The following is a 24,024-nucleotide window of genomic DNA, read 5'->3' as shown; positions in this document are numbered from 1 at the left end:
CGTTAGGAAAATATCGGCCACTAATAACTATTTCAACTTGTTCACACAAGTTTCAGCTAAAAGATGTTCTAAAACGCATTTTCGTTTCGGTATCCAGTTTTCAAGGATCAAGTTCTTGCATATACTTTTTTGAAACAAGTTTGGTGGAGCCAAGCGGGATCGAACCGCTGACCTCCTGCTTGCAAGGCAGGCGCTCTCCCAGCTGAGCTATGGCCCCAAAAGAATTTAATGTTATATGGTGGGCCTTGGTGGACTCGAACCACCGACCTCACCCTTATCAGAGGTGCGCTCTAACCAACTGAGCTAAAAGCCCATATAACATATATAACATAAGGAAATCAATCAAAGGATTGATTGTCCGCTTGGCGGCGTCCTACTCTCCCAGGACCCTTCGGTCCAAGTACCATCGGCGCTGGAGGGCTTAACGGTCGTGTTCGGGATGGGTACGTGTGGAACCCCTCCGCTATCGCCACCAAACGTATACGAAAGAGACTTGCTCTTTCAAAACTGAACACGAGTGAGTGTTCGAACCCGAGGGTTCTAATGGAAGCAGAGCTTCCGATTTGAATGTCACCATCGCAGGTGACGATTCTCCATAGAAAGGAGGTGATCCAGCCGCACCTTCCGATACGGCTACCTTGTTACGACTTCACCCCAATCATCTACCCCACCTTCGGCGGCTGGCCCCCTTGCGGGTTACCCCACCGACTTCGGGTGTTGTAAACTCTCGTGGTGTGACGGGCGGTGTGTACAAGACCCGGGAACGTATTCACCGCGGCACGCTGATCCGCGATTACTAGCAATTCCGACTTCATGCAGGCGAGTTGCAGCCTGCAATCCGAACTGAGACCGGCTTTGCTGGGATTGGCTCCACCTCGCGGCTTCGCTTCCCGTTGTACCGGCCATTGTAGTACGTGTGTAGCCCAGGTCATAAGGGGCATGATGATTTGACGTCATCCCCACCTTCCTCCGGTTTGTCACCGGCAGTCACTCTAGAGTGCCCAGCTCTACCTGCTGGCAACTAAAGTCAAGGGTTGCGCTCGTTGCGGGACTTAACCCAACATCTCACGACACGAGCTGACGACAACCATGCACCACCTGTCTCAACTTTCCCCGAAGGGCACCTAATGCATCTCTGCTTCGTTAGTTGGATGTCAAGACCTGGTAAGGTTCTTCGCGTTGCTTCGAATTAAACCACATACTCCACTGCTTGTGCGGGTCCCCGTCAATTCCTTTGAGTTTCAGTCTTGCGACCGTACTCCCCAGGCGGAGTGCTTACTGTGTTAACTTCGGCACCAAGGGTATCGAAACCCCTAACACCTAGCACTCATCGTTTACGGCGTGGACTACCAGGGTATCTAATCCTGTTTGCTCCCCACGCTTTCGCGCCTCAGCGTCAGTTACAGCCCAGAAAGTCGCCTTCGCCACTGGTGTTCCTCCACATCTCTACGCATTTCACCGCTACACGTGGAATTCCACTTTCCTCTTCTGTACTCAAGCTGCCCAGTTTCCAGTGCGACCCCAGGTTGAGCCCAAGGTTTAAACACCAGACTTAAGCAGCCGCCTGCGCGCGCTTTACGCCCAATAATTCCGGACAACGCTTGCCCCCTACGTATTACCGCGGCTGCTGGCACGTAGTTAGCCGGGGCTTTCTTCTCAGGTACCGTCACTCCGGCAGCAGTTACTCTACCGGACGTTCTTCCCTGGCAACAGAGCTTTACGATCCGAAAACCTTCATCACTCACGCGGCGTTGCTCCGTCAGGCTTTCGCCCATTGCGGAAGATTCCCTACTGCTGCCTCCCGTAGGAGTCTGGGCCGTGTCTCAGTCCCAGTGTGGCCGTTCACCCTCTCAGGTCGGCTACGCATCGTCGCCTTGGTAGGCCGTTACCCCACCAACTAGCTAATGCGCCGCAGGCCCATCCTCTAACAGCAGATTGCTCCGCCTTTCATCCCAAACCCAGGAGGGTCAAGGAATTATCCGGTATTAGCTACCGTTTCCGGTAGTTATCCCAGTCTAGAGGGTAGGTTGCCTACGTGTTACTCACCCGTCCGCCGCTAAGCTTACCCCGAAGGATAAACTCCGCTCGACTTGCATGTATTAGGCACGCCGCCAGCGTTCGTCCTGAGCCAGGATCAAACTCTCCAATAAGTATTGAAAAGAGCGATAGCTCATTTTGAAACATCTGACGAGAATTTGCATTCTCATTTTTGGATCTCACTTGCATGAAATCCCACTCACTCGTTGTTCAGTTTTCAAAGATCAATGTCTTTTTCACTTCATCGTTGCTTGTCAGCAGCGACCTTTATAATATATCACAGCGCCTTCTTTTTAGTCAAGCGTTTTTTTAATTTAATTTTTCGCTTGGCTTATCGGCAAGCTATCATAGGATATCCTGTCCAAAGGGCCGAGACTTAATGTATCACAGATTCAGAACCCGCGTCAACCTTTAAAACAAAGTTAATTTCAAACCCATAAGCATCAGCACTCCCGGAAGTCCAAGAACCGTTACAGCACCTATAGTGGCAGGGTTCAGGGGAATATATATATCCGTTAGCAAGCCCGAAAAATTCACTACATAAATGCCCAGCGCAGCCAGAAGGAGATGTGTACCAAAGAGGCTGAGCCAAGCCCAGCCCAATTTTTTTTGAAAACAATTAGAAGTAATAAAAGTCCGGATAGAACCAGCACTGCCAGTGCGGCCATTCTTAACATGACAATCCTCCTTTTTTCCACCAACGTTACTTAGAGCTGAGCGCGGTTAAGCCCCAGGCTTTTGGCATGCTTCAGATGGATCTGATATTTGCGCTCAGCGGCTTCCAGAATATAAATGGCGTAGTCGATCTGATCCTGTCCCTTCGCCTCATCAAACATCAGATACGCCCTCTCCCACTCGGAGTGTGCCTGTTGGACTTCCAGGAACACGTTCCAATGATCGTCGTCTATTCTTTTTTGCTCCCCGTCGGCCTGCCTCCTAATACTCCACCATCCCATTCCAGACTCCTCCTTATATGAATAAGTTCTGGGCATAGTACTCAATCCTCACCCTCGTATATTCTCATTCATATCGAAACAGGGACAAACTTAGAACCAGTATGGCGGCAAAATAAGCAGGAATTTTCTGCATAGAATGTTCTCTGCCCTAAAAAACATGAAATTCAGCAAAAAAAAGGAGCCCCAGGGGCTCCTTTGATGAAAGGATATTGCACCAGAACTGCTTAGAACAGCTCACGGCGGCCTTCGAGGGCCTTGGACAAGGTTACCTCATCCGCATACTCCAAATCGCCGCCTACAGGCAGTCCATGGGCTATCCTGGTGATTTTGATCTCGAAAGGCCGGACCAGGCGGGAGATATACATCGCTGTGGCTTCACCCTCAATATTGGGGTTGGTGGCCATAATAAGCTCCTTCACTTTCTCATCACTCAGACGGGTCAGCAGCTCCTTCAAGCGGATATCATCCGGACCTATGCCTTCCATTGGTGAGATTGCCCCTTGCAGCACATGGTAATAGCCGTCGAATTCCTTAGTCCGTTCAATAGCCACCAGATCCTTGGAATCCTGGACTACACAGATTACGGAGGCATCGCGGGTTTTGTCCTGACAGATCCGGCAGGGATCGGTATCCGTAATATTGCAGCAGACCGAACAGTAATGAAGATTGCGTTTGACGCTGACCAGCGCCTTGGCAAAATCAATAACCTCGTCTTCCTTCATATTCAGCACATGAAAAGCAAGCCGGGCGGCTGACTTCGGACCAATTCCGGGCAAACGCGTAAAAGCTTCGATCAGCTTGGCTAGCGGTTCTGGATAATACAAATTAATGGTTCTCCTTTGGACTGGATGAAGTAAGGTCTAGAACAAGCCAGGGATCTTCATTCCTCCGGTAAATTTACCCATATCATTATTCGCCAGCTCTTCCGCTTGGGTAAGAGCATCATTTACCGCAGTAATCACTAGATCCTGCAGCATTTCGATATCATCGGGATCTACAGCCTCAGGCTTGATCTTGATCGAGAGCAGCTTTTTGTGGCCGTTGACTTGGACTGTTACCACACCGCCGCCGGATGATCCTTCAATGGTCTTGCTGCCCAGTTCCTCTTGGGCTTTGAGCATTTGCTCCTGCATTTTTTTGACCTGCTTCATCATTTGGTTCATATTGTTCATACATCGTCTCTCCTTTGGAATGCGCACTCGGCGCTGATAGGCTTAACTATTCTTTTATGACAACAAGGTCTTCCCCAAAGAGCTGGATCGCCTCGTCAATCCATGGTTCAGTCCGGGTATCCCCCGTTTCGTGTTCATGCTCCAATTGAAGTTCCTCTGTACTGGTCTGCGCAGCAGTTTTCATTGCAGCCTCATTCCAGTCGCGGAGCATCATGGTCACAAGCCGGTAAGGTTTGCCCAGACGGGCCGTAAATACGTTCTCAATTACCTGTCTGTTCGCAGGTTTCTCAGTAGTATCACGATGAATTGTATTCTTAAAGGCAACCAGCACAGCGTCTTCCATAACAGCCACAGGCTCTCCGTCGACAAACCAGGCGTGAACCGTGACCTTCTCTTCCTTCACACCCTGCAGGACAACACTCCACTTTTTATACACTTCCGCAAAATCGGGGCTGTCCTTGCCCGCAATAAACTTATCCAGCTGCGGCGGCAGCTTGGAAGGAGAGGATACCCGCGGCGCAGGCGCCTGGGCAGGCTGTCTGCCTTGATTGCCCTGCTCCCCGCGTCCTCCACCGGACAAGGCGCCGGACTGCATAGCCTGCTCCAGCTTCTTCTCCAAGGCAGCAATCTGCCGTTTGAGATGTTCCAGTTCACCGGAGTCCACAGCTGCAGCATTGCCGCCAACTACATGGGAAGAAGCCGCTTGCGGAGCGGTCCCGTGCGGGGAACCCTCTTGCTGCTGCAGGCTGCAGAGCTTCATCAGCGCTACTTCAAACAAGGTTTGCGGATGCGTAGCGTACTTCATCTCACCCAGATAACGGGTCAGCGTCTCTACGATCAGAAACAGCCGGTCCCGGGTGAATGCCGCCGCCATATCACGGAAGTCCGCCGGATTCAGTACACGGTCCGTTAGTTGATCGGCTCCCGGCACCATCTTGATCATCAGTAAATCGCGGAAATAATACAGCAGGTTCTCCAGACATTTATCAGCACTCTTGCCTTCATGCATAAGCTGCTCGACCAGCTCCAGAAGCAGTCCCATATCCCCTTCCAGAATGGCCGTAGCCAGGCGTGCAAATTGTTCGGAGGGAATCCCTCCGGTCATGCCCAGCACTTGCTGATAGGTGACTTGGCCATCTGTAAAGGAAGAAATCTGGTCCAGTATACTGAGCGCATCGCGCATCCCGCCATCGGAAAGGCGGGCAATATACTGCAGCGCATCTGAGTCCGCCGAGATCCCTTCCTTCTGGCAGATCGCTGTTAAGTGAGCTGTCTGCTCTTCCAGTGACACCCGGCGAAAATCAAAACGCTGGCAGCGGGAAATAATCGTTGCCGGCAATTTATGCGGCTCTGTGGTCGCCAGAATAAACATTACATGCGGAGGCGGCTCCTCCAGCGTCTTCAGCAGCGCATTAAAAGCTTCTGTAGTCAGCATATGCACTTCATCAATAATATACACTTTACGGCGGACTTCGGTAGGCGCATATTTCACCTTATCCCGGAGATCACGTATCTCTTCAACGCCCCGGTTCGACGCTGCGTCAATTTCCTGCACATCCATGACATTCCCCGCGGTGATCCGCAGACAGGATGGGCATTCATTGCATGGCTCAGCGCCTTCACTGCGCTCGCAATTGACAGCTTTGGCGAGCACTTTGGCGGCGCTTGTCTTGCCTGTACCCCGCGGTCCGCTGAACAGATAGGCATGCGAAACCCGCTGTTCACGAATTGCATTTTGCAGCGTCTGAATAATGTGCTGTTGTCCTACCATGTCATGAAACGACTGCGGCCGCCAGGCACGATACAGCGCGATATGTTCCACTATGCATTACCCTCTCTTAGGCTGCCGCTTTCGGCAATTTGTCGCTAATTTATTATACTATATACACCAGGCTTTGACCAAAAACAAAAAAGCATCTCCGCCCGTGGCAAAGATACTGTTATGGATAATATGTAAAACCGCGCACCTGTTATTGATGGCTGCGATCCAAGCGGCAACCCTACAACACTGCTCGGGCTAGGCCACCCTCCGGCACAAGAGTTAACTTACTTATGGCTGCTTCCTTCCGGACCTGACCAGGTTCATAAGCACTCATTGCGGAGGACCCAACCGTCAACACAGCCCGTAGGAACCAGGGCCTCACATCGACAGCACCTCTAACAGGAATTCAACCTCGCTACAGCGGATTGCGAGTTACAGGGCACCGCTACCTCCCCGTCTAGCACGGCGAAGATAAGTATAGCCTACGTGCGGGCAAAAATCAACTCCAGATAAAGGATGAGCCCCCGGCATAATGTCCGGGGGCCGGTACGATCCATAACTGCTAAAGTGCAACTGGATTAGATACCATATTTTTTCTTAAATTTATCAACACGGCCGCCGGCATCCATGAACTTCTGCTTGCCCGTGAAGAACGGGTGGCAGCTGGAGCAAATTTCGACACGCAGCTCTGGCTTTACAGAACCGGTCTCGAAGGTATTGCCACACGCACAGGTTACCTTGGTTACATTGTACTTGGGTTGAATTGCTGATTGCATATAAACCTCACCTCTCGTGCCCTAAGCCTCATGCGGGCCTAGAGTTATTAAAATATCTAAGCGGTATTTTAGCACGAAAGGATAGACTCTGCAATATGTCTGTGTCCCGCTTATTTATGCTAGATTTTCACCCGCCGCTGCTTGGCCCGGGCCAAATCCGCAGGCGGCACATGGGTATACGAACCTATGACAACATCCGGAAGCTCTTCACGGAAAATCTCCAGCATCGTCTTCATTCCCAGAATCTCCCCCTGAGCCGGGGGTATTAATTCCAGGTAGCTCTCCGGGTCAATATTGAGGTTGCGCATTTGTATCAGCTTCAGGTCTGTACGTCTAACGAATTCCACCATCGCCTCGATCTCCTCTTCGCGGTCTGTGACCCCCGGAAAGATCAGGTAATTGATCGATGTATACACACCCTGTGAAGCTGCGTATTTCAGAGACTTCTCGACATTAGCTAACGTATAGCCACGTGGTTTGTAATAAGCATTATAGTGGTCATCCAGCGCGCTGATTGTACTGACACGCATTAAATCCAGTCCGGCGTCAACGATGCCGCGAATATGATCGCTTAGGCCGGCATTCGTATTAATGTTGATGTAGCCCATATCTGTAATGGACCGGACTTCACGAATCGCCTCGATAATAAGCTTTGCTTGAGTAGACGGTTCACCTTCACAGCCCTGGCCGAAGCTGATTATGGACTGGGGCGTTTTCAGATGCTCCAGCATTACCTCTGAAATCTCGTTCACCGTAGGGCGAAAGTTCATTCGTGTCTGCGGCGATACAAAGCCGCTGTCGTCCGGCTGTTCGGAAATACAGCCGAAGCATCCGGCATTGCAGGAATAGGAAACAGGAACCGCTCCTTCCCACCGCCCCAAAAAGGTGTTGGAGGAGGTCAGACATTCGTAGCCAAGCGCACAATTGGAAAGGTGGCCGTAAAGACGGTTCTCCGGGTACTTCGCAGTTAAACTGCCCACCCCAGCTTCAACATCCTCCCGATCACAATTAAGCGGATTCCACTGCTCGGGATCATCCGTAAGATCCGCAGCCACGTAAAAGCCGCCATCTTTCCACACTACTGCGGAATAGCCGAAAAGTGGAAGCTTATACGACTTGTCTGTCTTGACGTAGCCGGGAAGACACAGACGGGTAAAGCCTTGCGGCAGCAATGCTCCCACCGCCTGCGATCCTTCCGGCAACGGCAGCATTTCACCTGTCTTAGGGTTCATGCCCACTGCGCGCGTATTAGGCAACCCTACCAGGGTGGCCCCTTCAGGCAGCGGTATCAGCTCTTCCTCCAGCATCTCAACAATCATATCCCCACTGCGGGCTAAACCGTACAGCTCGGAATGATCATATACGTTTCCTTGTTCGTCGGCATATACCAAATACATGTTAGTCTCCTCTTATTCTCGTTTCTCAGGTGGTGGGCACTGAAGGCGTCTTCGGCCGGGATGTCCGGCGTGCGGACGAGCCGCTGTTCGAGGTTCCGCCATTGCTTGCCGTTCCGCTTGGAGACGAAGATTCCTTATTCCCCGCAACATCAAAGGAGGCCAGGAATTCGGCATTCGTCTTGCTGTCACGCAGCTTTTTGAGGAAGCCTTCCACAAAATCGTAGGACTCGTTCATATTTTTGCGAATTGCCCAAATGGTATCCAGCTCTTCCTTGCTCAGCAGCACCTCTTCGCGGCGCGTGCCGGAACGGCGGATATCGATGGCCGGGAAAATGCGGCGTTCTGCCAGCTTGCGGTCCAAATGAAGCTCCATGTTCCCTGTACCTTTAAATTCTTCATAAATAATATCATCCATCCGTGAACCGGTATCAATAAGCGCCGTTGCGAGTATGGTTAGGCTTCCGCCTTCCTCCACATTCCGTGCAGACCCAAAAAACCGTTTGGGACGATGGAATGCCGCCGGATCAATACCGCCGCTCAGTGTGCGCCCGGATGGAGGTACAACCAAGTTGTAGGCACGCGCGAGCCGGGTAATACTATCCAGCAAAATGACAACATCCTTCTTATGCTCTACTAAACGCAAAGCCCGCTGCAGTACAAGCTCGGCTACTTTGATATGGTTCTCCGGGAGCTCATCAAAGGTAGATGCCACAACTTCACCCTTCACAGAACGCTGCATATCCGTTACTTCCTCGGGACGTTCATCAATCAGCAGTACAAACAGAGCAATTTCAGGATTGTTAGTGGAAATGCTGTTGGCAATTTCTTTTAGGAGGAGCGTTTTCCCTGCTTTGGGAGGTGCTACAATCAAACCGCGCTGCCCCAGACCAACAGGAGCAAGCAAATCCATAATTCGGGTAGACAAGTGTGTAGGGGATGTTTCAAGCGGCAGCTTATCTTGCGGATAAAGAGGTGTCAGCGCCGGAAAATGCAAACGCTCTGCTGCACTGGCAGGATTCTCGCCGTTGACGGCGTTGACTTGAAGCAATCCGAAGTAGCGTTCATTCTCTTTGGGAGTGCGGCATTTGCCGGATACCAGATCGCCGCTTCTAAGATCGAACTTGCGAATCTGGGAAGCCGAGATATAAATATCTTCCGCGCTGGGCAAGTAGTTAATCGGCCTTAGAAAACCATAGCCCTCAGGCAAAATTTCGAGCACACCTTCCATAAACATGAGCCCGCTCTGTTCCGCCTGAGCCCGGAGGATGGCAAAAATCAGCTCCCGTTTTTTTAGCGTCCCGTAGTATGGAATCTGGTATTTTTTCGCCAGCTTATACAAATCGGTCAGCTTCATTTCTTCCAAATCGGAAATTTGAAGATCCATGTAATAACCACCTATTCAATTTTTATAATAATAAGTTCTTCTAGCAAGATAGACGGGAAAATAGGAGTCTACTAAATTGCTCATTAGGATAGCATTACCCAATTTGGAAGGGAATATGCAGTGCGGGAGCAAAAAATACCCCTTCCATGCCATCGGATGATCCTAAATTATTCGTTCTCGCGCCATACATCGGCTCCCAAATTACGCAAGTTGCTAACCAGATTGTCGTAACCACGGTCGATAAATTCCACACCGGTAACCTCGGTAATTCCTTCCTCCACCGTAAGTCCGGCAATCACAAGCGCTGCGCCTGCACGCAGATCGGCAGCTTTGACCTTCGCAGCATTCAGCCTGCTTCCTTCAATAATGGCGGAACGTCCTTCGACACGGATTTTGGCGCCCATACGCACCAGTTCCGGCACATGCTTAAACCGGTTACTGTATACAAAATCGCTGAGCACACTGACCCCTTCAGCCTGGGTAAGCATACTTGTCATTGGCGATTGCAAATCGGTGGCAAATCCAGGGTATATCAGTGCTTTTACATCAGCATGCTCGTATTTACCCTGGCCGATGACCCGGATGCTCTCATCCAGTTCTTCAATACTTACGCCCATCTCCAGGAGCTTGGCCGTCAGCGCCTCCAGATGCTTCGGGATTACATTATCTATCAATACATTGCCGCGCGTAGCTGCAGCAGCAATCATATACGTTCCAGCCTGAATACGGTCGGGAATGATGGAATGACGGCAGCCGTGCATTTCCGTGACACCTTCGATCCGGATCGTTTCAGTTCCCGCGCCCTTAATAACAGCGCCCATGGAGTTCAAGAGGGTTGCTACATCTATAATCTCAGGCTCTTTAGCCGCATTTTCAATAATTGTTGAGCCCTTGGCGCGTGAAGCCGCAAGCATAATGTTAATAGTGGCACCTACGCTCGATACGTCCAGATAGATTTTGGCACCGTGCAGTTCCTTGGCATACAAGTGAATAGAACCATGATCGTTGGTGACAGTCGCACCCAGCGCTTCAAAGCCCTTAATGTGCTGGTCAATCGGACGGGGTTCAAAATTGCAGCCCCCGGGAAGACCAATCGTTGCCTCCTTAAATCTTCCAAGAAGCGCTCCCATCATATAATACGAGGCCCGGAGTTTCTTCACCGGTCCGTTAGGCATTGGAATGGATACGATACGGGAGGGATTAATTCTCATCTGGCTGCCTGTCCAGGAAACCGCGGCTCCAAGATCCTCCAGAATTTCGGAGTATACAGCTACATCGCTAAGGGACGGCAAGTTATCCAGAACAACTTCAGACTCGGCCAAAATCGCCGCAGGAATAAGCGCAATCGCGCTATTCTTCGCTCCACTGATGGTGACAACGCCTTCTAAAGGACGTCCACCGCCAATCATTAATTTTTCCATAAATTTATCCGGTTCCCCCTACGTGTATTGCAGCTTGCCCTGGCAATACCTGCTGTGGCTTTGTTGGTAATGAAGATTAGAAACGGCTGCGCCGCCCTTACACAAGGACGGCGCCCGTTTCCGCAAGCAAATACAAGGACAGGTTACCGCGGTAAGCGAATAACTCCTTATATTAAATGGAAAGACACCGGCTAGGCGGTGCTCTCCAAATATAATCTATTCAGCTGGACGACATTACAGTAATCTGTTGTTGCAAACGTGGAGAGGTGCAGTGACAGCCCTAAGAAAGCCTGTCCGCTTTCCTCATAAATGGATTAGGCTTTGTTGCTGGAGCCGAACTCGCGGATTTTGCCGATAACGGTCTGTTTGATAGCTTCGCGGCCTGGTGCGATGAATGTACGCGGATCGTAAGCATCCGGTTTTGCAGCCAGCACTTCGCGAACAACCTTAGCAAATGCGATCTGGTTCTCAGTGTTTACGTTGATTTTGGAAGTACCCAGGGAAATGGATTTCTTGATGTCATGCTCTGGAATACCAGTTCCGCCGTGCAGAACCAATGGAAGTTTAACCGCATCACGGATTTCTTCCATTTCTTTGAACCCAAGGTTAGGCTCGCCATGGTAAGGGCCATGTACGGAACCAAGCGCAGGAGCCAAGGTATCGATGCCTGTTTCTTTGACGATACGCACGCATTCGTTCAGGTCCGCATACTGAATGCCGCCGATAACGTCATCTTCCTGTCCGCCGACAGTACCCACTTCAGCTTCTACAGAAACGCCTTTTGCATGAGCATAATCTACAACTTTTTTGGTCATTTCGATATTCTCATCAATTGGGTGATGGGAACCGTCGATCATTACAGATGTGAATCCGGCATCAATCGCTTCCTTGCATTTGTCAAAGCTGGAACCGTGATCCAGGTGAATGGCAACCGGTACAGTGATCTTCATGTCATGGATAAGACCTTCAACCATCTTCACAACGGTGTAGAATCCGCCCATGTGACGGGCTGCGCCTTCGGATACGCCAAGGATTACTGGTGACTTCTCTTCTTCTGCGGCACCAAGAATCGCTTGAGTCCACTCCAGGTTGTTGATGTTGTACTGGCCTACTGCGTATTTTCCTTGTAGTGCTTTGTTTAACATGTCTGTCATCGATACTAATGGCATGGTTTCAATCCTCCTAAAATATTGGGTTGCTTATATAAGCCGACATCACATACAGGCCTATTATAGCACATCCTGTGTCAAATACTAAATAGGATACACAAAAAAATGTCCCGCCGGGACGATATTCGGCCAACCCATACTTCAGGCAGATTAATCCTCTCTAGAATATCCATAACAGAACATTCCCAAACTACTTAGCTGCATTGGTCTATAGACTTATTGTTAAGGTGCATGTTCACAGCTATCCGCATCTCATCGATGTCAAACGGCTTAGTAAAATGCATTAGCGCCCCCAGCTTGGTCGCCTCCTTAATCATATCCAGTTCACCGTAAGCTGTCATCATAATGACCTTGATAGCCGGATTGATCTCCTTCAAATGCTTCAGGATCTCAAGTCCGTCCATCCCCGGAATTTTCATATCGAGCAAGACCAGGTCGGGCGATTCGCTGCGGACAATGTCCAATGCCAGTTTTCCGTTAGCGGCTTGAAATGTGGCATACCCTTCACTATTAAATACTTCCATGAGGAGAATTCGGATTCCGTTCTGATCATCGACAATTAACACTTTTTTCTTTTCCATACCATACCCTCCCAGAATTTGAAGCAGATTGTCCATACCGCGCGCACGTACAGCTAATGACCCCTTAACAAAACAAGTCTATACGAAACCTATTATTCGTTCCTTATAGTCAAAATCCTGCTAATTGGTTAAAATGCGTAAATCTATGTCATTTTATGGACTGGAACCAGTCAGCGATTAGGAGACATTTCATGCTCAAAATGGAGGTACCGAGGATGATTTGTGGCGTGAAACCTATAAACCCTCATATTTTAAAGAAAGCCTCCAGGGCGGAGGCTCGGCAGGACTAATTTACAGGTCTTTGGATTACAATTGTTCGGAATGAGTCAGCGAAGCTTTGACAAATTCACGGAAAAGCGGCTGCGGACGGTTCGGACGGGAGGTAAACTCTGGATGGAACTGTACTGAGAGGAACCACGGATGGCCCGGAAGCTCGACGATCTCCACCAGACGGCCATCCGGAGAGGTTCCGGAGATTACGAGGCCGGCTTTTTCAATCTCATCACGGTAGGCGTTGTTGAACTCATACCGGTGACGGTGACGTTCATATACCAATTCATCATCGTAGCAGGACATTGCCAGTGATTCAGGAAGAAGCTTACATGGGTAAAGACCAAGACGCATAGTTCCGCCCATATCTTCGATATCCTTCTGCTCCGGCAGCAGGTCAATCAGCGGGTGCGGTGTAGCCGGATCAATCTCCGAGCTGTTCGCACCTGCCAGTCCCAGAATGGAACGGCCGTATTCAATAACGGAAACCTGCATCCCAAGGCAGATACCGAAGAACGGAATGGATTGTTCACGGGCATAACGAATGGCAGAAATCTTGCCTTCGATCCCCCGGTCACCGAAGCCGCCCGGAACGAGAATGCCGCCGATGCCGCCCAGCAATTCGCCGACATTCTCGTCGGTAACAAGCTCAGCATCCACCCAGCGGACCTTCACCTCGGCATTGGCCGCAAAGCCGGCATGCGAAAGGGACTCCACCACACTCAAATAAGCATCATGCAGGGCTACATATTTGCCGACGATGGCGATTTCAACGGTGCGCTCCAGCTTCTGGATCCGGCCCAGCATATTTTCCCATTCGCGCATATCCGGAGCAGGTGTCGTCAGCTTCAAATGATTGACTACAATTTCGTCCAGTCCTTCATCCCGAAGGTTGAGCGGTACTTCATACAAGGTTGATGCATCGCGGCATTCCACCACTGCATTGGCATCGATATCGCAGAACAGGGCGATTTTGGCCTTCATGTCATCAGAAAGCGCATATTCCGTGCGGCAGACAATGACATTCGGCTGAATCCCGATACTGCGCAGCTCCTTGACGCTGTGCTGAGTCGGTTTGGTTTTGACTTCTCCGGCAGCCTTGATATACGGAATCAGGGTGACATGAATGTACATCACATTCTCACGGCCGATGTCGCTTTTGATCTGACGGATTGCTTCCAGAAACGGCAAGCTCTCGATATCGCCCACGGTTCCGCCGATTTCGGTAATCACTACATCGGACCCGGTTTCACGTCCTGCGCGGAACACGCGTTCCTTGATCTCGTTCGTGATATGCGGAATGACTTGAACCGTGCCGCCCAAATATTCCCCGCGGCGCTCTTTGCTGATGACCGAGGAGTAGATCTTGCCAGTTGTCACGTTGCTGTTCTTCGAGAGATTGATGTCAATAAACCGTTCATAGTGCCCAAGGTCCAGGTCGGTTTCCGCCCCATCGTCGGTTACGAACACTTCGCCATGCTGATAAGGACTCATGGTTCCAGGGTCTACATTAATATAAGGATCGAATTTTTGAATCGTCACCTTCAAACCTCTGTTCTTGAGCAGCCTGCCCAGAGAAGCGGCGGTAATCCCTTTGCCCAGGGAAGACACGACACCACCCGTTACAAAAATATACTTTGTCACTGTATAACCCTCCTAAATAAAGTCCAGAAATTCAGGCGACGCTTGGTGTTTATCGTACCCTTTTTTCCATTATCAAAACAGGGAATCCACAAGTTACTTCTTAAATAGATCCCGGAAAAACCCTCCAAAAAAAACAAAAAAGTGACACCCGTAGAACCGGGGCACTTTTTATTTTTGAAAACAATATTAACTTTCATTATAAGCCCATGCAATAGTTTACTCTGACGATCCCACCCATGTCAAGGGAGGAATTGCGCCTGATTGCAATCTATTCTAATAGTTGTCGTTCTCGTCCTCATCGTCGGCATCTTCGTCGTCGCCGTCTTCGGAATCCTCATCATCCACGTCGTCTTCGTCGATGTCATCTTCATCGATTACAACATCTTCGTCAACTTCTTCTTCGCTGTCGTCGTCGGAATAGAGGTCGTCACGATCTTCATCGATAGCGTCGAAATCCTCTTCTTCTGCTGCGTAGTTATCTTCCTCTTCTGCGAAGTCGTCGTCCTCCAGATCGTCATCCTCGTCATTGATAATACGCGGACGTTTGGAGTTGCCGACCGGGTCATCGGAGCGTTCCAGCGGATACCAGCGTTTCAATCCCCACAGGTTGGTTCCAACGCAGGCAAACCGCCCGTCAATGTTGATCTCGGTATATAACTGTGCAATAGTATCGTTCGTTTGTTCTTCTGTCATCCCGCGCAGCTTGGCCACTTCGACCATCAGATCACGGTAATAATAGGGTGTATTGGCTGCTTTGAGCACCAGAAAAGCCAGGTCCACCATCGGCATTTCTTTTACTTTCTCGGGGTCCAGCTTTAAATTGAGTGGCGTACTCACTAAGGGACACTTCCTCTCACGCTTTGTTCACATTACCGTTAATTTCTATTCCATGATATCCATTAACAAAACTAAGTAAAACCTATTTGGCAGCAAATTGCAAGTCAAAACCGTCCTGCAGAATTATGTATTCCCAGACTTCCCGGAAAACCCGTTCCTCTCTCACATTAAAAAGGCGGAGGTACTCCCTCCGCGCATGACTGTATCCACGCCAAGGATCGGCTCCTTACGGGATGTTGCAAAGAGAACCCTGCGGCCCTCTTCTGTTTATTTTATGTAAAGCTCCGCTTTTTGACACGATGGGCAGCCCATTTCGCTAAAAAAGGGCAAGTTCCCATTCGGACGTCTGCCTCCTTTCATACAATATGTCAGCACGGCACCGAGGAGGGGACGGCGTAACTTATGGATTACTACAGATTTTGGCAGATACTGCTTAATGAGATATCGGCTGCCCCCAAAAATGCCGACCGGCGCATCGTTACCTTCAAAGATGCCCGCCAGTATGCCGGAGCGCTGTCAGAGTGGAAATCGCTGAAGGCGAAAACACCGGGACTGCGGCAAGTGCAGATGTCCCCGCTGATCCGGGCATTTTTTGTGCCTGCTGCCGGAGCAGGTAAGCTGCTCCATACATTTGAAGATGCCCTGTGTATCGAAGAGGATGCACGGATACAAGTCCATGCGGCGGCCCCTGAAAAATCGGGCACCTCCTTAATGCCCTGGGCGTTAAAGCGATTCATGCCCCGCAGGCCTGGTCCAGATCCACCGGGGTGCATGTGAAAATCGGTGTCATTGATACAGGAGCCGACTACCGGCATCCGGATCTCAAGCATTCGCTGGCCTCCGGCGTGAACCTGCTGTACCGCGGCATGCTCCCTTTCGATGACAATGGACACGGCACCCATATCGCCGGAACGCTGGCAGCGGCCGGCGGCACCCGCGGCATGATGGGTGTGGCGCCACGGGCGCAGTTGTACCCGGTCAAAGCTTTTGATCATAACGGCTCGGCTTATGTGTCCGATATTGTGCTGGGCATCGACTGGTGCGTACAGAACAGGATCGATATTATTAATATGAGCTTCGGCATGAAGACCAGAAGCAAAGCCCTTCACGATGTGGTGATCAAGGCCTACCGGGCCGGGATCGCCATCATCGCTTCCTCCGGCAACGACGGCAAACGCGGCGGGGATTATCCCGCCCGCTACCCCGAGACGATCGCCGTCGGCGCCCTTGACCGAAGGCACCGCGTCGCGGCCTTCAGCAACCGCGGTCCGTATATTGATGTATACGGACCCGGGGAAAGCGTGACCTCCTGCTGGCTGAAGGAGGGCTACAGAGAGATGAGCGGCACCTCCATGGCGACCTCGCATGTCACGGGAGCCGCCGCCTTGCTGCTCGCGCTGCGCCCGGGGCTCTCGCCACGGGAGCTGAAGCTGCTCCTGCGCCGCACGGCCTCGCCGGTGCGGCTGCGCAAGGGCCAGCGCCGCGCAGCCTTGGGCGGCGGCGCGGCCGATGCCCTGCGCCTGCTGCGGGCAGGCGCGCGGGCGAAGCGGGCGGCCGCTGCGAAGGCATAGCGGCGGCGGCCGCCGCCCGTGGCCCGCAAGGGGCCTTGCGCGGCCTGGGGACCGCAGGCCGCGCACGGGCCGGACGGGCCGCGTCAGGCGGCGGACTGCGGGCGGGCTGCGATGGGCCGCGGCGGGCCGCAGGCGGCTTTGACCGGACTGCCGGGGGTAGGCCCGGCACTTGGGTTCCTCTGCGAACTCAATGAGCTCGCTTCACGATCTATCCGCCGCTGATGCGGACAGGAAATCCGTTAATTGGGGGATTCGTCCATTCAGCAGGACAAGCGAACTTGAGATTCCGCTATTTGTCCGATCGCCCCTTATTTTAGGTTCAAACGAACGATATAACAGCTTCTGATTCCGAATCCGCTCGAAAATCGGACTTTTTCTTGTATAATATCCTAAACAAAACCAAAAGCTCCGCCCGGATCACACGGGCGGAGCTTTTGGTACGGAAGCCGGACGCTACATCCGGTCCGGTGCGGTAACACCAACGAGGCGCAGCACGTTGGCGATTGTGGTCCGCACCGCGCCCAGCAGGGCAAGGCGGGCCAGGGTCTGGGCGGCATCTTCGGTGATGACGCGCTCCGCTTTGTAGTAGCTGTGGAACAGCGAAGCCAGATCGTACACATAGCGGATCAGGCGGTGCGGTGCATAGCTGCTTGCGGCAATCCCGATCTCCGCCGGCAATTCGCCGATTTTGCGCAGAAGGGCATATTCATGTTCAGCGGTGAGCTTGGCATAATCGATTTCGGCAAAATCCGGAAGCACAATCCCCTGCTCCTCCGCCTGGCGGAAAATGCTGCAGATCCGTGCATGCGCGTACTGCACATAGAAAACAGGATTTTCATTGGAGGTGGAAATAGCCAGGTCCATATCGAAGTCCAGATGCGAATCCATGCTGCGCATGGTGAAGAAATAGCGGATGGCGTCGATTCCGACTTCGTCCATCAGGTCTTCCATCGTAACCGCTTTGCCCGTACGTTTGGACATTTTGACCTTTTCGCCGTTCTGGAAGAGACTGACCATTTGGGCAATCAGCACAACCAGCTTTTCCGGATCATTGCCAAGCGCCGACATAGCCGCCTTCATCCGGGGAATATAGCCGTGGTGGTCGGCGCCCCAGATGTTGATCATTGTATCGTAGCCCCGGCCATATTTGTCGTTGTGATAAGCGATATCCGGCGTCAGGTAGGTGTAGGTCCCATCATTCTTGATCAGCACGCGGTCCTTGTCGTCGCCGTATTTGGTCGTTTGCAGCCAGGTGGCCCCATCTTGCTCGTAGACTTCGCCGCGCTCGCGCAGCTCATCCAGGGAACGCAGCACTTCACCGTTCTCGTACAGCGAGGTTTCGCTGAACCAGATATCGAAGCCTACGCGGAAGCGGGTGAGGTCGCGTTTGATTTTGTCCAGCTCCTTGGCGAGACCATAGGTGCGGAAGAATGCCGCCCGGTCGCCCGGTGTCATGGACAGCAGAGCGTCGCCTTTTTCAGCCACCAGCTCTTTGGCAAAACCCTTGATGTCTTCGCCATGATAGCCGTCCTCCGGCATTTCCGCCGGCTGTCCCAGCTCCTGAAGGTAACGGGTTTCGATGGATTTGCACAGGTTGGCGACCTGGTTCCCGGCATCATTGATGTAATATTCGCGGGTTACCTCGTAGCCGGCAAAATCCAGTACGTTACAGAGCGCGTCGCCGACAGCAGCCCCGCGGGCATGCCCCAGATGAAGGCTGCCGGTAGGGTTGGCGCTGACAAATTCCATTTCGACCCTTTTGCCCTGGCCTGCATCGATGCGGCCATAATTGTCACCCTGTTCGGCTACGAGGGCGATCACCGGGTAGAGGTAGCTTTTGGACAGCGTAAAGTTGATGAAGCCCGGTCCGGCAATTTCAGCCTTTTCAATAGAAGCAGCGCTCTTGTCCAGATGCCCGATAATCGCTTCAGCAATCTGCCGCGGATTACGTTTGGCAATCTTGGTGAGCTGCATCGCGGCATTGGTCGCCAGGTCCCCGTGGGCTTTGTCTTTCGGCACCTCCAGCACAATGGCCGGAAGCTCCTCTCTAGTAACCAGGCCAGCGGCGATAATAGCCCCAGCGATCGCTTCCCTCAACCGTTCATTGGCTAACTGAAGCGGGTTTTGACTTTGTGTCATGATTGTGGTTCCTCCTGTATATGCAAACTTATAGCGAACTGTCCCGATAATTCCCCGTACACGTAGAGATCATATTCCCACGCAACCGCAAGCGATCTTCCAGCGCGCTTCACGTCCAGCTTCCGGGTGTCTGTAGAGAGATTAAACTGTGTATAAGGCGAGCGGTAGAATCCCGGCAGACGTTGTCCCGGCTCAAAGGACTGCTCCGACTGGACGCCGCCGTGACGGATCAGCTTGAGCCCGTTGTCTGTAATCTTCACGGTGGTGCGGACTGAAACCGCCTCGTCCTTGGGTCCTGTCTGCGTTTCTTCATAACGGAGATAGAGCTGATTGCCTCTGGTGATAACTTCGCCTGCTGCGTGCACCACGTTCCGTTCCCCGCCCTGCACGCTCTCCAGTGTTACGGATACGCCGTATTTGTCGGACTCTGATTCAGTCATCACACGTTCCTCGCTTGTTCATACTTATATTCATCTAAGGCATATTCGCTTTCCCATTGTACACTATATCCAGATCGGGAGGGCAATTCAATGGCTTTCGCCTCTAAAAATAATCACAACGGCAGCAGCGCCACTGTGTCCCTGCCCTTAAGCTGCTCTACCATAGATGTCCAGGCCTCCGGCTTATCCGCCAGCACTGCGTAATAACGGGTCAGAAAACCGGCAACCAAAGCCGCCTCTATCTGCTCCAAATTTTCATCGCCGGGCATAAAACAAAGATCCAGACCCGCTACCGCCTCACCGTCCCCCTGCCATGAGGGATGTACATAGGGGAAATCAAGACGTTTATAGCCTAAATGCGACAGCACCTCACGGCGGACAAACGGGTCCATGGGCTTAATGCCGCCAAAAGCATGCTCTACCCGGTACGGATCGTAAATCTCGGCAAACATGCCGAACAGCTCCTTGCCGTTGTCAGCCGCCAGCTTCTGCAGGTCTTTCAGACGGTGCTGCGCCAGAAAGCGGCCGACTCCCAGGCCCTCACGGCCTATAATCGTGAAATCGGTCATGGCCACATTCCAGTCGCTGTAGTAACGGTATTCCGTGGTGCCAACAACCAAGCCTTCATGCACCGCAGCAAACACACGGATGCCGGGATCTTCCAGCGGCTCCTTCCATAAGCTGTATTCAAGCACTTCCTCGGGAGGGAACACTTCCGACAGAAGGTTATGTACTTGTCTGAACAAAGGGTCAGCGACACTCGTAATTCTGCTATACTCCATACTCATAAATCTCCTCCGCTTCTGAAATAAACAGTTCATTACTTATAGAAAAGGATTCCGCCACTCCATGAGCGCAGCGTAATTGCCCGACTCCTCATCATCCAGATAATCAGCCACTACCCCGACCGGTGACCGGCCGCAGCGCAGCAGGAAAGTAATCACCGGATCAGACCACTTCCCGGCCACCACTCCGGCCAGATACTCCTCCGCTGACATCCTGGAGGCCTGCAGATGATAGCCGGGCATCCGGCCCGCTCCCAGCAGCCGCTCCAGCTTCTGATCTACCACAGCGTGATACAGCGACTGCACCAGCTCTTTACCCAGCCCCAGCTTGCGGTATTTGGGACGGACGCACAGATCAGCGATATACAGTGTGTTCCCGTCCGGCTGGTGCGTAGTAATATATCCATCTGCCGTAACCTCCGACCAGGTATGCTGAAGCGCCGGAACCTCAGGGTCAAAACGGATTTTCAGGCCCGTTACCGAACCTGCCAGTTCCCCGTTCACCTCTACACATAAAGCACCTTCCGGAAAAAGAGTTACATGATTCAGCAGCTGCTCCCGGTTCCACCACAATTCAGCAGGATAGGGCGGCGGAAAAGCCTCAGACTGAATGGTGATCAGTTCCGTAAAATCAGCCTCCGTGTAAGACCGGATCACCGCAGGCACCGGGATTTTGCCGTCAAAAGCGTAGAAACTCTTGTAATACATGCCTTCTCTTCCTCCCTACGTCCAGTCGGCGTACAGATCCGTCCGGCGGTCTCGCCATGTGGTCACGGACCCGCGTTCACGGACGCGGTACAGCAGCTCCAGATCCAGATCGGCGGTGATGATCATATCGCTGTTGATTTCCCCCTCGGCCAGCAGCCCTTGTGGAGGAAACGGAATATCATTGGGCGTAATCACCGCCGCCTGGCCAAAGTTCGCCCGCATCAGGTCCACGGTGGGCAGTGAGCCTACGGTGCCTGTCAGCACGACATAGACTTGATTTTCTACCGCCCGGGCATGGCTGGTGTATCTTACCCGGTGGAAGCCATGCCGGTCATCTGTGCAGGAAGGGCAGAAGATCACATCCGCCCCCTTGGCGCGGGCCATACGCACGATCTCCGGAAATTCAATATCGTAGCAGGTCAGCATGGCGATGGTTCCTTTGTCCGTCTGGAACACCTCCAACCCTTCCCCCGCCCCCATATTCCAGCCCTCTACTTCAGCGGGCGTGATATGCAGCTTAGCCTGCTCGGCAATTCTCCCGTCCGGATAAAAAAGATGGGCCACATTATAAAGCTTACCGTTCCTGCGCAGCACATGGGTGCCGCCAATGATATGCACCGCATATTTTTGGGCATACCCGGCAAACAGCTCCCGGTAACGGTCTGTAAACTGCGGCAGATCCTCTATAGTGAGGGCTTTTCCCTGCTCATCGCCAATGGACATCAGCTGTGTCGTCAAAAATTCGGGGAACAGGATGAATTCCGCACCGTACTCTTCGGCTGTTTTGATATAATGCTCGCACTCAGCGGCAAACTCCCCGAAGGAGGAAATGGTATGCAAATGGTACTGGACAGCAGATACGCGAAAAGCCATGGGCGGCAATCCTCCTAAACGTGATATGGGCGCACATTCATTAAAGTACCTAAAATTTTACCATAACCGGCCGCAAAATCACATCTTCACCCCTTATGAAACGTATCCCACCTAGCCGTGCATAGCGGATATACATAAGACTTTCTAGACAAGCTCCAGCTTCGCCTTTTAATTTCCACAATGTATACCCACATTGTTGTACAATTCACAAGATTTTTGTCCGTTTAGCGTACTTAGGGCACAGATTGTTGTATAACGTACAGGATGTTCACCCATTCGGCCTGCATAAATCACACTTTGTTGTATTCCGTGCAAGGTTTTCGGGGGTTAACACCTTAGGGGAACCCTTTATGTGTCCTTCAGCAATTCCAGGTGGAAAAAGGATAACTAATTTGCCCGAATCTCCTGTTCTCCGCAGGTTAAGTGGAGAAAGGGTAACTCATTCAGCACATTTCGCCCCTAACTAGGTAATTTGGCCCAATTAAGTTCCCTTTTTCCACTTAAGTCTCACAATTGTTTATTTTTGGGAGGAATAAGTTTCCTTTTTCCAACTTCACCGTTCATCTGCTTCTTGGCCAGCGTTAGTCGGAAAAAGCCGATCGAATCCGGCTGATTTCCGCCCGTTTATGGGTGATTTTGCCGCCCTCCTACTTATCCCCAGTTTTATACACACCTTATCCACAACTTTAAAAAAATCATAATTCCCTAAAAAACAAAAAAGCAGCTCCAGTTAACGGAGCCGCTTCAGCTTGCAGGGTATGCGCATATTCCTCAATCTGGTGGTCTCAAAGTGTAACCCCGGCTTATTGTTCTGTCCCCTTAAAAGCGAATTTCAGCTTCCAGGTGGACCCGCCGTCTTCAGTTGCATACAGGGAGGAAGCATTCTGTCCCCGGACAGCCATCCAGCCTTCTGTAACACCTGTGAAGGAAATGAGCCCGTCATAGCCCGGGACCGCCGGAAGATTGGTCCACTTCTTGCCGCCGTTGTAGGCACGTCCAACGGCCACTTTCTCGCCTGCCGGAGAGAAGCCGAACAGAAAAACGGCACTGCTGCCGACCAGCTGCATATTACCGGGCTTGCCGGAAGCCGGCCCCGTTGTCAGCTGCGCTGCCCCGCTGCCTGGTGCAGGCCCGCCGCCGGCAGTGTTCTGTGCAATGACACGGCTCCAGCTTTTGCCCTTGTTGCTGCTGGCATAGAGCGAGTAGGAGGTCTGCGACATCCCTGATCCCCCATACAGCAGAGCGTACACCTGATCACCGTTTGCATATACCCTTCCAGACTCGGGATAGGCAAAAGCTGATTTTAGCGAAAGCGACCAAGTGGCCCCTCCATCGGAGGTTTTCATGATCCGGTAGCCGGCCCCAGGGGCAACTACAACTGCATACCCGCTGCTAGCGCTGGTGAACTCCGCACTGCGTGTGTTGGCGGGAGTCGGGATAAGACGCCAGGTGCGTCCTCCGTCCTTCGTGTAATAGGTGGAGGCCAGGCTGTAGCCATAGCCCTGCTTCTTGTCCTTAAAGTCAATTCTGTCGAAGACAGTTGCTGTATCGGTCATCCGTTGCCAGGTAGAGCCGCCATCCGCGGTGGCAATGAGGTAGGCCGCCGCTGTACCCTTCACGGAAGCCAGGGCCCAGCCATGAACATTATCCGGAAAATCAATTTGCCTGAAACTCCACTGTCCCTTATAGATCTCCTGAAAGTGACAGCCTCCGTCGGAGGTCCCAATCATGAATCCGTTGCCTGCTGCCCGGCCGGTATCGGCATTCAGAAATTGAATGTCGGAGAAATTCAGCGGTGCGGCCCCGGACGCAGCATGCTCGGCCTGCAGCTCCTTCAGCAATCCATGATCACCGGTGCTGCACGCCGGTACTGCCGCTTGCGCCGCAGCCGCCTGTACCGGTGAAGCGGGCATTCCCCACGCAGATGACGCCAAAAGAACTGCCGACAGAAGGGCCAACCGCCCTTGATATATTTTTTTAGTCCAATTCATAGTTACACCTCCACCTTCTCATTGATCCAGCCATTTCTAAAGGCACTACTCTGTTATACTGCTCCATCCCTTCCCCTATCAACCCGGATAAAGTCACAATCTGACAACAAT

At 52.0% G+C, this 24,024-nt stretch carries 20 protein-coding genes, 2 tRNA genes, 2 rRNA genes, 1 other RNA gene and 1 pseudogene; 1 reads left to right on the top strand and 25 read right to left on the bottom strand.

All coding sequences use genetic code 11. The features are described 5' to 3' along the window. Positions 1-141 precede the first annotated feature (141 nt). The 19 genes from JI735_RS09315 to rpoE all read right to left on the bottom strand — a co-directional run bounded on the left by JI735_RS09315 (position 142) and on the right by rpoE (position 15,406). Positions 142-217 (bottom strand) — tRNA-Ala (locus JI735_RS09315). Between the two features lie 19 nt (positions 218-236). Further along, positions 237-313 (bottom strand) — tRNA-Ile (locus JI735_RS09310). A 47-nt stretch (positions 314-360) separates the two neighbouring features. Then, positions 361-477 (bottom strand): 5S ribosomal RNA (rrf, locus tag JI735_RS09305). A gap of 122 nt (positions 478-599) precedes the next feature. Next, a 16S ribosomal RNA gene (locus tag JI735_RS09300) occupies positions 600-2,150 on the bottom strand. Between the two features lie 298 nt (positions 2,151-2,448). Further along, on the bottom strand, positions 2,449-2,574 hold the full coding sequence (locus JI735_RS37245; RefSeq protein ID WP_325175592.1) for a pro-sigmaK processing inhibitor BofA family protein: 126 nt from the start codon (positions 2,572-2,574) through the stop codon (positions 2,449-2,451). Then, positions 2,574-2,714 carry a hypothetical protein gene (locus JI735_RS37240; protein WP_325175591.1) on the bottom strand — a complete coding sequence of 47 codons (141 nt, stop codon included), beginning with the start codon at positions 2,712-2,714 and terminating at the stop codon, positions 2,574-2,576. The genes JI735_RS37245 and JI735_RS37240 overlap by 1 nt, the downstream gene beginning before the upstream one ends. Before the next feature lie 30 nt (positions 2,715-2,744). Next, on the bottom strand, positions 2,745-2,993 hold the full coding sequence (locus JI735_RS09290; RefSeq protein ID WP_020426333.1) for a hypothetical protein: 249 nt from the start codon (positions 2,991-2,993) through the stop codon (positions 2,745-2,747). Positions 2,994-3,217: 224 nt separating this feature from the next. Continuing rightward, the gene (recR, locus tag JI735_RS09285; RefSeq protein ID WP_039832490.1) at positions 3,218-3,817 is read right to left on the bottom strand and encodes a recombination mediator RecR; all 600 of its coding nucleotides are present in this window, start codon (positions 3,815-3,817) and stop codon (positions 3,218-3,220) included. A 36-nt stretch (positions 3,818-3,853) separates the two neighbouring features. Beyond that, positions 3,854-4,165, bottom strand: coding sequence for a YbaB/EbfC family nucleoid-associated protein (locus tag JI735_RS09280; protein ID WP_039832492.1), 312 nt, complete (start codon positions 4,163-4,165; stop codon positions 3,854-3,856). Positions 4,166-4,211: 46 nt separating this feature from the next. Then, positions 4,212-5,987, bottom strand: coding sequence for a DNA polymerase III subunit gamma/tau (gene dnaX / locus JI735_RS09275; protein WP_039832493.1), 1,776 nt, complete (start codon positions 5,985-5,987; stop codon positions 4,212-4,214). 137 nt (positions 5,988-6,124) lie between these two features. Beyond that, positions 6,125-6,393, bottom strand: an RNA gene (gene ffs, locus JI735_RS09270) — signal recognition particle sRNA large type. Between the two features lie 112 nt (positions 6,394-6,505). Further along, a complete protein-coding gene (rpmE, locus tag JI735_RS09265; protein ID WP_039832494.1) occupies positions 6,506-6,703 on the bottom strand; it encodes a 50S ribosomal protein L31 in 198 nt (65 codons plus the stop codon). 119 nt (positions 6,704-6,822) lie between these two features. Then, the gene (locus JI735_RS09260) at positions 6,823-8,100 is read right to left on the bottom strand and encodes a radical SAM family protein (protein ID WP_039832495.1); all 1,278 of its coding nucleotides are present in this window, start codon (positions 8,098-8,100) and stop codon (positions 6,823-6,825) included. Positions 8,101-8,125: 25 nt separating this feature from the next. After that, positions 8,126-9,484 (bottom strand): transcription termination factor Rho, encoded by a 1,359-nt coding sequence (gene rho, locus JI735_RS09255; RefSeq protein WP_025703873.1) that lies wholly within the window; start codon positions 9,482-9,484, stop codon positions 8,126-8,128. Positions 9,485-9,651: 167 nt separating this feature from the next. Continuing rightward, a complete protein-coding gene (locus JI735_RS09250) occupies positions 9,652-10,905 on the bottom strand; it encodes a UDP-N-acetylglucosamine 1-carboxyvinyltransferase (protein WP_039832496.1) in 1,254 nt (417 codons plus the stop codon). A 314-nt stretch (positions 10,906-11,219) separates the two neighbouring features. Beyond that, complete coding sequence (gene fba, locus JI735_RS09245; protein WP_020428184.1) at positions 11,220-12,074, bottom strand: class II fructose-1,6-bisphosphate aldolase; 855 nt, start codon at positions 12,072-12,074, stop codon at positions 11,220-11,222. 194 nt (positions 12,075-12,268) lie between these two features. Continuing rightward, complete coding sequence (locus JI735_RS09240; RefSeq protein WP_020428183.1) at positions 12,269-12,655, bottom strand: response regulator; 387 nt, start codon at positions 12,653-12,655, stop codon at positions 12,269-12,271. Positions 12,656-12,961: 306 nt separating this feature from the next. After that, complete coding sequence (locus tag JI735_RS09235; protein WP_039832183.1) at positions 12,962-14,569, bottom strand: CTP synthase; 1,608 nt, start codon at positions 14,567-14,569, stop codon at positions 12,962-12,964. A 273-nt stretch (positions 14,570-14,842) separates the two neighbouring features. Continuing rightward, positions 14,843-15,406: a DNA-directed RNA polymerase subunit delta gene (gene rpoE / locus JI735_RS09230; RefSeq protein ID WP_020428181.1), complete on the bottom strand. Its 564-nt coding sequence runs from the start codon at positions 15,404-15,406 to the stop codon at positions 14,843-14,845. 402 nt (positions 15,407-15,808) lie between these two features. Here rpoE and JI735_RS09225 point away from each other — a divergent pair. Then, positions 15,809-16,977, top strand: a pseudogene (locus JI735_RS09225) (S8 family peptidase). Positions 16,978-17,430: 453 nt separating this feature from the next. Here JI735_RS09225 and argS read toward each other — a convergent pair. From argS to JI735_RS09195, 6 genes are all read right to left on the bottom strand, one after another. After that, positions 17,431-19,116 carry an arginine--tRNA ligase gene (gene argS, locus JI735_RS09220; RefSeq protein ID WP_039832671.1) on the bottom strand — a complete coding sequence of 562 codons (1,686 nt, stop codon included), beginning with the start codon at positions 19,114-19,116 and terminating at the stop codon, positions 17,431-17,433. Further along, a complete protein-coding gene (locus tag JI735_RS09215; protein ID WP_039832670.1) occupies positions 19,113-19,556 on the bottom strand; it encodes a YwiB family protein in 444 nt (147 codons plus the stop codon). Before JI735_RS09215 ends, argS begins: the two co-directional genes overlap by 4 nt. 113 nt (positions 19,557-19,669) lie before the next feature. Next, positions 19,670-20,338: a hypothetical protein gene (locus JI735_RS09210; protein ID WP_039832669.1), complete on the bottom strand. Its 669-nt coding sequence runs from the start codon at positions 20,336-20,338 to the stop codon at positions 19,670-19,672. A 42-nt stretch (positions 20,339-20,380) separates the two neighbouring features. Beyond that, complete coding sequence (locus JI735_RS09205) at positions 20,381-21,049, bottom strand: GNAT family N-acetyltransferase (RefSeq protein ID WP_039832668.1); 669 nt, start codon at positions 21,047-21,049, stop codon at positions 20,381-20,383. A 15-nt stretch (positions 21,050-21,064) separates the two neighbouring features. Further along, a complete protein-coding gene (locus JI735_RS09200; RefSeq protein WP_039832667.1) occupies positions 21,065-21,922 on the bottom strand; it encodes a carbon-nitrogen hydrolase family protein in 858 nt (285 codons plus the stop codon). 803 nt (positions 21,923-22,725) lie between these two features. Next, positions 22,726-23,913 carry a beta propeller repeat protein gene (locus JI735_RS09195; RefSeq protein ID WP_051051408.1) on the bottom strand — a complete coding sequence of 396 codons (1,188 nt, stop codon included), beginning with the start codon at positions 23,911-23,913 and terminating at the stop codon, positions 22,726-22,728. Between the last annotated feature and the right edge of the window lie 111 nt (positions 23,914-24,024).

Origin of the sequence: Paenibacillus sonchi, from assembly GCF_016772475.1 — a bacterium.
Classification (GTDB): domain Bacteria; phylum Bacillota; class Bacilli; order Paenibacillales; family Paenibacillaceae; genus Paenibacillus_AQ; species Paenibacillus_AQ sonchi.
Note: the sequence above shows the minus strand (reverse complement) of the source record. Positions and strands in the feature narration are given on the sequence as shown.

What these genes read in the sequence shown, in the direction of transcription:
- rho (WP_025703873.1), bottom strand. Translation starts at nt 9,484, where the DNA reads ATGGATCTTCAAATTTCCGATTTGGAAGAAATGAAGCTGACCGATTTG.
- JI735_RS09195 (WP_051051408.1), bottom strand. Translation starts at nt 23,913, where the DNA reads ATGAATTGGACTAAAAAAATATATCAAGGGCGGTTGGCCCTTCTGTCG.
- JI735_RS09205 (WP_039832668.1), bottom strand. Translation starts at nt 21,049, where the DNA reads ATGTATTACAAGAGTTTCTACGCTTTTGACGGCAAAATCCCGGTGCCT.
- argS (WP_039832671.1), bottom strand. Translation starts at nt 19,116, where the DNA reads ATGACACAAAGTCAAAACCCGCTTCAGTTAGCCAATGAACGGTTGAGG.
- JI735_RS09215 (WP_039832670.1), bottom strand. Translation starts at nt 19,556, where the DNA reads ATGACTGAATCAGAGTCCGACAAATACGGCGTATCCGTAACACTGGAG.
- JI735_RS09260 (WP_039832495.1), bottom strand. Translation starts at nt 8,100, where the DNA reads ATGTATTTGGTATATGCCGACGAACAAGGAAACGTATATGATCATTCC.
- fba (WP_020428184.1), bottom strand. Translation starts at nt 12,074, where the DNA reads ATGCCATTAGTATCGATGACAGACATGTTAAACAAAGCACTACAAGGA.
- JI735_RS09200 (WP_039832667.1), bottom strand. Translation starts at nt 21,922, where the DNA reads ATGGCTTTTCGCGTATCTGCTGTCCAGTACCATTTGCATACCATTTCC.
- JI735_RS09290 (WP_020426333.1), bottom strand. Translation starts at nt 2,993, where the DNA reads ATGGGATGGTGGAGTATTAGGAGGCAGGCCGACGGGGAGCAAAAAAGA.
- JI735_RS09210 (WP_039832669.1), bottom strand. Translation starts at nt 20,338, where the DNA reads ATGGAGTATAGCAGAATTACGAGTGTCGCTGACCCTTTGTTCAGACAA.
- rpmE (WP_039832494.1), bottom strand. Translation starts at nt 6,703, where the DNA reads ATGCAATCAGCAATTCAACCCAAGTACAATGTAACCAAGGTAACCTGT.
- JI735_RS37240 (WP_325175591.1), bottom strand. Translation starts at nt 2,714, where the DNA reads ATGTTAAGAATGGCCGCACTGGCAGTGCTGGTTCTATCCGGACTTTTA.
- JI735_RS09280 (WP_039832492.1), bottom strand. Translation starts at nt 4,165, where the DNA reads ATGAACAATATGAACCAAATGATGAAGCAGGTCAAAAAAATGCAGGAG.
- JI735_RS09240 (WP_020428183.1), bottom strand. Translation starts at nt 12,655, where the DNA reads ATGGAAAAGAAAAAAGTGTTAATTGTCGATGATCAGAACGGAATCCGA.
- JI735_RS09250 (WP_039832496.1), bottom strand. Translation starts at nt 10,905, where the DNA reads ATGGAAAAATTAATGATTGGCGGTGGACGTCCTTTAGAAGGCGTTGTC.